General features: G+C 67.6%; 9 protein-coding genes. 5 read left to right on the top strand and 4 right to left on the bottom strand.

What is annotated here, in order from left to right:
* Nucleotides 1–640 precede the first annotated feature (640 nt).
* A complete protein-coding gene (locus V7702_RS15620; RefSeq protein ID WP_335651004.1) occupies nt 641–1,075 on the top strand; it encodes an RrF2 family transcriptional regulator in 435 nt (144 codons plus the stop codon).
* Nucleotides 1,076–1,085: 10 nt separating this feature from the next.
* On the opposite strand, the gene V7702_RS15615 is transcribed toward V7702_RS15620, so the two are convergent.
* From V7702_RS15615 to V7702_RS15605, 3 genes are read right to left on the bottom strand one after another with little or no spacing between them, the layout of a single operon-like run.
* A complete protein-coding gene (locus tag V7702_RS15615) occupies nt 1,086–1,667 on the bottom strand; it encodes a GNAT family N-acetyltransferase (RefSeq protein ID WP_335651003.1) in 582 nt (193 codons plus the stop codon).
* Between the two features lie 2 nt (nt 1,668–1,669).
* Nucleotides 1,670–2,098: a CBS domain-containing protein gene (locus V7702_RS15610; protein WP_335651002.1), complete on the bottom strand. Its 429-nt coding sequence runs from the start codon at nt 2,096–2,098 to the stop codon at nt 1,670–1,672.
* Between the two features lie 60 nt (nt 2,099–2,158).
* Nucleotides 2,159–2,824 (bottom strand): rhomboid family intramembrane serine protease, encoded by a 666-nt coding sequence (locus tag V7702_RS15605; protein WP_335651001.1) that lies wholly within the window; start codon nt 2,822–2,824, stop codon nt 2,159–2,161.
* A gap of 155 nt (nt 2,825–2,979) precedes the next feature.
* Here V7702_RS15605 and hfaA point away from each other — a divergent pair, with 155 nt between their 5' ends.
* From hfaA to V7702_RS15585, 4 genes are all read left to right on the top strand, one after another.
* Nucleotides 2,980–3,438, top strand: a complete 459-nt coding sequence (hfaA, locus tag V7702_RS15600) for a holdfast anchoring protein HfaA (protein ID WP_335651000.1) — start codon at nt 2,980–2,982, stop codon at nt 3,436–3,438.
* Complete coding sequence (gene hfaB / locus V7702_RS15595; protein ID WP_335650999.1) at nt 3,428–4,432, top strand: holdfast anchoring protein HfaB; 1,005 nt, start codon at nt 3,428–3,430, stop codon at nt 4,430–4,432. The genes hfaA and hfaB overlap by 11 nt, the downstream gene beginning before the upstream one ends.
* On the top strand, nt 4,362–5,600 hold the full coding sequence (gene hfaD, locus V7702_RS15590; protein WP_335650998.1) for a holdfast anchor protein HfaD: 1,239 nt from the start codon (nt 4,362–4,364) through the stop codon (nt 5,598–5,600). Before hfaB ends, hfaD begins: the two co-directional genes overlap by 71 nt.
* 225 nt (nt 5,601–5,825) lie before the next feature.
* A complete protein-coding gene (locus tag V7702_RS15585) occupies nt 5,826–8,585 on the top strand; it encodes a M16 family metallopeptidase (protein WP_335650997.1) in 2,760 nt (919 codons plus the stop codon).
* A 6-nt stretch (nt 8,586–8,591) separates the two neighbouring features.
* On the opposite strand, the gene V7702_RS15580 is transcribed toward V7702_RS15585, so the two are convergent.
* A partial coding sequence (locus V7702_RS15580; protein WP_335650996.1) for a hypothetical protein occupies nt 8,592–9,240 on the bottom strand: 649 nt, incomplete at its 5' end.

Below are 9,240 nucleotides of genomic sequence, written 5' to 3'. Positions count from 1 at the left end.
CTTCTGACCCAACGTTTCTCAAGCATCCCGAAGGACGCCCAATTGGCATTGGTCTACGTATCTTGACGAGTTCCCAATCGTCGCCAAACCCTAAGGCTCAACGACGCATGGTATTGTCTTCAAGAGACCGCAGAGTTCGTCAGCGTCCAGACAGTTCCGAAGAACCATCGCCAGAACACCGCCGCCTGCGTTTCTCTTTCCAATTCAACAATGTCAAAGACCAAACCGGCTTCCGCCAGCCCCGCCAACCTTCCGGCCCCGGCGAGGAGCGGCGTATCTAGTCGCCACCCCCGAACCTGTCAATCGATCCTTTCGGACTTTCTTTGCGTCATCTTCCCGGAGGAATTTGGCGCAAAAATCACTTCGGGCCGCCGAGGGGCTGCCCTCATATGTCCGCAGCGATTCGATTGAAGGACCGGAACCTAACGACAGATTAAGAAGAGGTCAACAGCCTTTCGGCTAACGCCACGTCTTCGCCCGTCGTTTCGGCCAGGGGAGCGTATTTAGCGCGGCCTCCCCCTTGAGTCAAGGCGCTGTGCCTGGACGGTGTGACGCGGGCGCGCCAGCCGCCCCATGCTTGCCCACCGTGGCGCTCGGCCCCTATGGAGAAGATGGGCGCGCAAGGGAGGCGCCCCTGGCCATGCTATCGCAGAAGACCCGCTACGCCCTGCGCGCGCTTGTCGAACTGGCTCGGGCCGAAGGGGTCCAACTCACCTCCGGCGAGCTCGCCCTGCGGGCCGACGCCCCGCGAAAGTTCCTCGAGGCCATCCTGCTGGAGCTCTCTCGCAACCGGCTTGTGGTCAGCCGGCGGGGCAAGTTCGGTGGCTACACCCTGGCGCGGCCGGCCCAGGACATCGCCTTCGCCGAAGTCATCCGGGTGATCGATGGTCCCCTGGGCCTCGCCCCCTGCGTCAGTCGGACGGCCTTCCGAAAGTGCGACGACTGCCCCGATCTCGCCACCTGCACCCTGCGCGAGGCCCTCCTCCGCGCCCGCGATGCGACGGCCGAGGTGCTCGAAGGCTACAGCCTGGCTGACGCGGCGACCGGCGACGGCGGGGAAGTGTTCCAGGCCTGAGACCCCGCCTTCAGCCTTCCCCGGGCGCTTCAAGGATTCCGGTGACGTCAAACCCCGGCGAAGGCGCCCCCGGATTAGGCTCGATGCGCATCCCCAGCCGCCGCATCACGCCGATCGAAGCGGCGTTGTCGGCCTCCGTGCCCGCCAGGATGCGAGCCAAGCCCAAGGTCTCGAACAGCCAGGCGCTGACCAGTCCGGCCGCCGCCGTCGCATAGCCGCGCCCCTGACAGACCGGACGCACAGCCCAGAAGAGGCCGATCTCCGGCGTCCGGCGCGCCTCGGATCGCCCGCCCAGTCCTGGCAATCGCTCGAACGGCTCCAGCCGCGGCACGACGCCGACCAGACCGACGAACACTTGATCGTGGTCGATGATCGCCCGCTCTCCATATGGAGGCTGGTGAAGCGCCGCCAGTTGGTCGTAGCTGCGCAGGGTCCAGTCCAGCCAGTCGCGGCGCAGGGCCAGACTTTCGGCCGCAGCCAGGTCCGGATCTGACCAGCCGATTTCATCATAGAGATCATGGCAGGCCTGAAGATCGGACGCCTCCAGGGGGCGGACGGCGACCCTATCACCTTGCAGGCGGGGAAGGCGCACGTTCAGCCGGCGGCGATATAGGCCTTCAGGCCATCTGCCTCGGCGACCACTTCGGAAATCTTGTGCTTCACCAGATCGCCGATCGACACGATACCCAGCAGCTTGTCGTCCTCGCACACGGGCAGATGGCGCACCCGCCGATCGGTCATCCGCTCGAGCAGGGCGTCCACGGTCTCGCCAGGACGGGCGAACAGCACATCACTGGTCATGCAACTGGTGATGGGACGATCCAGGGCTGGCGCGCCCAGCTCGGCCAGGCTGCGGACCACGTCGCGCTCGGAGACGATGCCAACTACCTTGCCGGCGTCGACCACCACCAGAGCGCCCACGCGGCGGGCGTGCAGAAGGGCGGCCACCGCGCTGATCGTGTCCCCCGGCGTGACGGTGAAGACCAGGTCGCCCTTGGTCTTCAGAATCTGGGATACAAGCATAGGTCGTCTCGCTCTCATCCTACAGATGCACAGCCTGTCGCATAACGGCGGTTCTGGCAATCACCCCTCCGCCTCCGGCGGCGTTTCCTGGGGCTGGGGCGCCCCTCCGGCCGCGAGCCAGGCGGCCGGCCCCTCCAGGAGCAGGCCTGCCAGGAAACCGGCGATATGGGCCTCCCAGGCCACAGCGCCTTCCAGCCCCGGCGCAAAACCCAGGACGGCGATCATCAGGTTGAGGCCGATCCAGATCGCGCTCATGAACAGGACGCGCCGGTCGAAAATCGGGGCTAGCCGCCCGCCGCCCGCCAGGATGCGGGTGGCCGCCCCGATCAGGCCGAAGACCGCGCCCGACGCGCCGACCAGGAGAATCTCCTCCCCGGGGTGCAGCTTGGCAAAGGCCAGGTTGGCGAGGCCCCCGCAGGCCAGATAGAAGAGAAAGAAGATCAGGCCGCCCCATAGCCGCAGGCCGAACAGGCGCGCCACGGGGCTGCCAAAGGCCAGGGCGCCGGCCGCATTCATAGCGGCATGAACCACCCCACCATGGATAAAGAGCGCCGTGAGCAGGCCAGGCCATCCGCCCGCCTCGAACCCGGCCGGCGAGAAGCCGAAGCGGGAATAGGCCCCCTCCCCCAGCACGAAGACCTGCCAGGCGAAGGCGCCGAGTATCGCCCCCACCAGAACCATGGCTGGCCACGGGGCTTTGAAAATGGGTTCGCGGTTTTCGGACAACAGGTCTCCTCCAGCGGGCGTTCAGACTTGTCCGGCGCCAGCCTTAACGAATTTGCGAGGGTTGCACCCCTAGATAGGACGCCAGTGTCCATCTTTGGCACGTGGTTTGCTTAACGACGACTGACCGTCGTCGCTGTTTGGAGTCCGCCAAGTTCATGGCCATCGCCCCCACCGATACGAGGCCAAAGGCCCAGGCCCATCCGACGACGTGGGTCGCCCTGCTCCTGGCTGGCGTCCTGGCGGCCGGCGGCGCTCAGGCTCAGCAGATGACCACCAACTCGGCCGACTTCAATGCGGGCTGGGGCCGCTATGCGGGCAGCGAGAACCATCCGGTGGATGTCTCCACCCGTGACGCCAATGGCAACCGGGTCATCGTCGATGGCCTGATGCTCACCGGCGAGGACCAGTCCTCCTTCAGCCGCTCCTGGGGTTCGGCCGACGCCTATGCCGGCGTGGGCGCCAGCTCCGGCGGGTCCAGCGCCATCGGCAACAATCTCGTCGTGATCACCCAGGGCAGCTACAATACGGTGATCATCGACTCCACCCAGATCAACAATGGCGACGTGAACGCTGGCGTGCAGATGAATTCCGGTGGGGTCGGCGATGGAAACTAAGCTTCCCGTCCGCGTCCTGGGCGTCCTGAGCGCCGCGGCCCTGGCCCTCAGCGCCTGCGCCACCCCGGTGGCCGGCCCCGGCGGCAACTACAGCCGCCCGATCGGCGGCGCGCCGGTGACCTCGAACCCGACACCCTATTCCACGGCCCTCGTCTGCCTGGCCGGCTATGCGCGCACCGCCAATGTCACCGCGCCTCGCATCGCCATCGGCCGCATCGCCGACTACACCGGCAAGTCGGAATCCGACGGCAGCGGCCGCAAGATCACCCAGGGCGCGTCGCTCATGGCCATGTCGGCCTTCGCCAAGGCGGGCATGCCCCTGGTGGAGCGGTTCGACACCTCGGTGTCCGAGCTCGAGCTGAAATACGCCAACAACAAACTGATCTCCGACCAGCCCAATCCGGCCCCGAACATGCCGGCGGAGTACCGCCGCATCCTGGCGGGCCAGGTGCCGGGCTCGGACTTCTATGTGGCCGGCGGGCTGACCGAACTGAACTTCAACATCCGCTCGTCCGGTTTCGATATCGGCGCCGGCGATCCCGATCCGCGGGACCTGAAGGGCAACCTCAACGGCCGCCTGTTCATCATGAACATCGGCCTGGACCTGCGGCTGATCAACACCCGCACCCTGGAGGTGGTCGATGTCATCTCCTACCAGAAGCAGGTGATCGGCCGCGAAGTCGGCGTGGGCATGTTCGATTTCCTCGGCGGCAATGTCTTCGACATCTCGGCCGGGACCGGCGCCCTGGAGCCCATGCAACTGGCCGTCCGCTCGCTGGTGGAGCGGGCTGTCATCGAGATGACCGCCAACCTCTACGGCATGCCTGGTCCCCAGGCCTGCCTGTCCTCCGACCCCCTGGCCGGGACGACGGTGGGCCTCACGGGGGCCTATGTCCCCGCCTACAACAATCTGGGGACCAACAATGCGCAGACTCGCGAAGATCCTAATCGCTGGAACGTCAGCCGCGACCCTGACGTCCGCGGTCGCTACTAGCCAGACCCTCGACAGCGTCATCGTCAGCGATCAGGTCCAGACCGGAGACGTGTTCTCCGGCCAGACGCTGGACGTGGTCGAGGTCACCGAGGCGACCACGGCGGTCACCACCGCTACCGGCGCAGCCTTCGACGGCTCCGGCGAAGGCGTGACCCTGGACGTGCGCGCCAACCAGAACCTGCAGGCTGATGTCACCGCCGACACCCGGCTGGACGCCGCGGTGAGCTCTGGCGCCGTTACCAGCCTGACCACGGCCGCCACCGGCGTGACCAGCGAGTCCAACATCTACGAAGGCACGTTGACCGGGGTCTATAACCAGCAGACCGGCCCGGGCGTGATCTATGGCCACAGCCATATCGAGGCCCCGGACGCCGAAGTGGGCGATGTGACCGCCTCGGCCCAGGCCATCGGCGTCAGCCAGGGGTTCGGCGTCAGCTACAGTGTCGTCGGCGCCCGGGTGAACCAGACCAACCAGGCCGACGTCGTCGCCGACGGCGGCGGGACCTATGGCTATGTAGAAGGCGCCGCCACCTTCGCTGGCACGGCCACCGGGACCAATGTTACCAGTTCCGGCATAGGCGGATCGGGCGAGCGCTACATCATCGATCAGGACAATCAGGCCGGCCTGACCCAGGCCAGCCAGTTCACCGCTCACGGCAACGCCTATCTGAGCACCACCAGCGCCACGGCCAGTGGCAACAACATCTCGACCTCCAACGAGGGCGGGCTCCTGGATGTGACCAGCGCCCAGGAAAACCAGGCCTATGTCCGGGCCCAGAGCCAGGCTTCGGCCTATCAGTTCGGCTCGGCGGCCAGCATCGCCTACGGGGTCGGCAATTCCTTCATGGCCGGCAATTTTGGCCCGGAAACCCTGATCGACGCCGTTCAGCTGAACGAGGGTGGCGGCGTCGAGGTCATCGCCGACTTCACCGGCGGGGAGGGCTATGACGCCTCTTCCACCGCCACGGCCATCGGCAATGCGGCGACGGGCTATGCCTGCAGCGACTGCCAGGGGCGCATCGTCGCCACCAGCCAGCAGGTGAACAACACCGATGTGAGCGCCACCAGCTCGGTGAACGTCACCGGTTACGCCCGCTCGGCCACCGGGGTCGCCAATGCGGTCGGCAACACCGCCAGCTACTATGTGAGCCGCCCCTCCGGCCAGTAGGCCGGGAGGGCGTGAGCCCAGCGTCCGCCGCCACCTTCGCCTTGCCCTCGCCCCATCCGGCGGCGATGGTGGAGGCTATTGTCGTGAATTGCGGACGTCTCAATGATTTTTTTAAAGCGAGCGGCGCTTGCGCTTACCGCCGCCCTCGCCTTCGCCGGCCTTTCAGGTCTGGCGCACGCCGCCCTTCAGAACGCCGAACGCGCGCCGCATGTAGGCGCCCAAGCAATGGCGGCCCCGGACCTCGCGCCGGGCCAATGGCCTCAGGCCGTCTCCGACGTCGAGGTCGATCCCGAAATCCGCTTCGGCGCCCTGCCCAACGGCATGCGCTACGCCATCCGTCGCCAGACCATACCTGCGGGCCAGGCGGCGCTTCGCCTGCGCATCGACGCCGGATCGCTGATGGAGGCGGACGACCAGCAGGGCCTGGCCCACTTCCTGGAGCATATGGCCTTCAACGGCTCCGAAGCCGTGCCGGAAGGCGAGATGATCAAGATCCTCGAGCGCCTGGGCCTGGCCTTCGGCGCCGACACCAACGCCTCCACCGGTTTCGACGAGACCATCTACAAGCTCGACCTGCCGCGGACCGACCAGGAGACACTGTCCACTAGCCTGATGCTGCTGCGGGAGACCGCGATGAGCCTGACCATCGCCCAGGATGCGGTGGACCGCGAGCGCGGCATCGTCCTTTCGGAGGAGCGCGCCCGCGATGCGCCCGCCTACCGCACCTACAAGGACCGGCTGGCCTTCCTGCTCAAGGATCAGCGGCTGAATGACCGCTATCCGATCGGTGAGGTCGAGGTGCTGCGCAGCGCGCCGGCCGCGCGGATCCGGGACTTCTATGAAGCCTATTATCGTCCCGAGCGGGCCCTGCTGGTGGCGGTCGGTGACTTCGACGTCGACGCCATGGAGGCCCAGATCATCGAGGCGTTCGGCGGCTGGACCGCGCTGGGCGAACCCGGGGGGGCCCCCGAGCTTGGCGAGGTCCGTCGCCGCGGTCTGGAGGCCAAGGTGGCCGTGGAGCCGGGCGTCCAGGGCGCGCTTCAGATCGCCTGGGTCCGAGATCCGGACGTCGCCATCGACTCCGACGCCCGCCGCAGAGCCGATCTGATCGAACAGCTCGGCTTTTCAGTCCTTAACCGCCGGCTGTCGGTGATCTCGCGGGCGGCCGATCCGCCCTTCCTGGGGGCGGCCGCCTTTGTGAACGACGAGTTCGGAGCCGCCGAGACCACCAGCATCATCGCCAACGCCCAGGAAGGCCGCTGGCGCGAGGCGCTGCAGGCCATCGAGGCCGAGCAACGCCGCGCGCTGCTGCACGGGGTCCGCCAGGACGAGCTGGATCGGGAGATCGCCGAGTACCGGGCGCGCCTCAAGGCCAACGTGGCCGGCGCGGCCACCCGGCGGCCGTCGAGCCTCGCCCAGCAGATCCTGGGCGCCACGGCCGAGGACGAGGTGGTCACCAGCCCGGCCCAGGATCTGGCCCTGTTCGACGCGACGGTGGAAGGGCTCGAGGCCGCCACCGTGTCCCGCGCCCTGCGCGACGCCTTTCAGGGACAAGGGCCGCTGATCTTCCTGGCCAGCCCAACCGAGGTCGATGGCGGCGAGGCTGCGGTGCTGAGCGCCTATGAGGCCTCCCGCCGGATCGAGGTCGCTCCGCCCGAAGCCCTGAGCGTGGTGGAGTGGCCCTACGGCCAGTTCGGCGCGCCGGGCAAGGTCGTTGAGACTCGCGAGATCGCCGACCTCGACACGGTCTTCATCCGCTTCGACAACGGCGTGCGCCTGACCATCAAGCCGACCCGTTTCCAGGACGACGAGATCCTGGTCGCCGTGAATGTTGGGGATGGGCTGCAGAGCCTGCCGTCGGACACCCAAAGCCTCGCCTGGGCCAGCCAGGCCCTGGTCGAAGGCGGGCTCGGCGAGATTACCGCCGAGGATATGGAGCGGGTGCTAGCGTCCAACGTCTATGGCGCGCGCCTGCGGGTGAGCGACGACGCCTTCACCCTCTCCGGTTCCACGCGGCCCGAGGATCTCGACGTCCAGATGCAGGTGCTCGCCGCCTATCTGGCCGATCCGGCCTGGCGGACGGAGGCCTTCGCCCGCATTCAGGCCGCTGGCGCCACCATCCACGAACAGTATGAGGCGACCGCAGGGGGCGTCCTGTCCCGCGACCTGTCGGGCCTGCTGCATTCCGGCGACCGTCGCTGGACCTTCCCCAGCAAGGCCGACATCGCCCAAGCCGCCCCAGACGACTTGAAGGCCCAGTTGGCAGGGCCGCTCGCCAAGGGTCCGATCGAGGTGATCATCGTCGGCGACACCACGGTGGAAAAAGCCACAGACGCCGTCGCCCGCACCTTCGGCGCCCTGCCCCCTCGTGCGGAGGTCACCCGGCCCGAGGCCGCGCCGGTCGCCTTCCCGCCGCCCACGGACACGCCGGTCCGGCGCACGCACAAGGGGCGCGCCGACCAGGCGATCGGCTATGTGGCCTGGCCTAGCACCGACTTCTTCGCCGATCCGCAGGCCGCCCGCGAGGCCGCCATCCTTGGGGAAATCCTGCGTCTGCGCCTGGTGGAAGAGCTGCGCGAAAGCCAGGGCGCCACCTATTCCCCGTCGGTCAACTACAACCACTCCTATGTCTGGACCGGCTGGGGCTACGTCTCGGCGAGCGTGGAGATTCCGCCGGACGGGCTTGACGCCTTCTTCGCCGACGTAGCCGAGATCGCCGACGATCTTCGCCGCAACCCCGTGGGTGACGATGAACTGGAGCGCGCGCGTCAACCGAGGCTGGAGCGCATCGAGCGCGCACGGGTGGGCAACGACTATTGGCTGAGCGAGCTGGCTCGCACCCAGACGGACCCCCGCCGGCTGGAGGCCATCCGCGCTGTCATCCCGGGCACCGAACGGGTGAGCGCCGCCGACGTGCAGCGCGCGGCCGAGCGGATCCTTTCGCCCGACCGCACCTGGAAGATCGAAGTGGTCCCGGAGAGCTAAAGCCCTTTAGTAGACCGTGCCGCCGACGCCACCGTCGAGGCTCAGCGCCATGGAGGATGAGGACTCCGAATATTCCTCTTCCTCGCGATAGGCGGTGTAGGTCTCGGTGCTGACCATGGTCAGGATCTTGATGCCGGCTCCGAAGCGACGGAGCAGCGAGCGCTCGTTGCAATCGCGGGCCGGCTTCTGCGGACGGCAGGTCACCTGGCCGCCAGGGGCGTGATAGAGAGCTTCGCCCTTGGCGCAGACCAGCGACTGGCCGCCGGAGAAGTCCACCTGGCCGGAATATTCGGCGATGGTCGCCTGCAGGCGTGTGCCCGCCAGGCAGCGATAGAGTTCGCCATCGAAAATGTCGCGGACCTCACGCTCGGGAAAGAGCTGGGCGGCCGGGTGCGGCGACTGGCGATCGTCAATGCAGACGGCCTGGATCACCACGCGGCGGGTGCGCGAGCGGGTCGCCTCATAGGCCGTGCGCTTCATCTTGCGACCGCCCTCGACGTTCAGACCCTGGATGAGGCCGGTGGCCACGGGCGGCGAATAGTAGCCGCCACCGCCGCCACCGCCGTAATAGACGGCCGAACCTGCGCCGGCGCTGGCGCCGGCCGAGGCGCGCACGCTGGCGCTGGCGCTGGCGTTCACGACCACGGTGGGGGGG

The sequence above is a fragment of the Phenylobacterium sp. genome (genome assembly GCF_036963605.1).
GTDB lineage: Bacteria > Pseudomonadota > Alphaproteobacteria > Caulobacterales > Caulobacteraceae > Phenylobacterium.
This window is presented reverse-complemented; position numbering and strand designations above follow the sequence as displayed.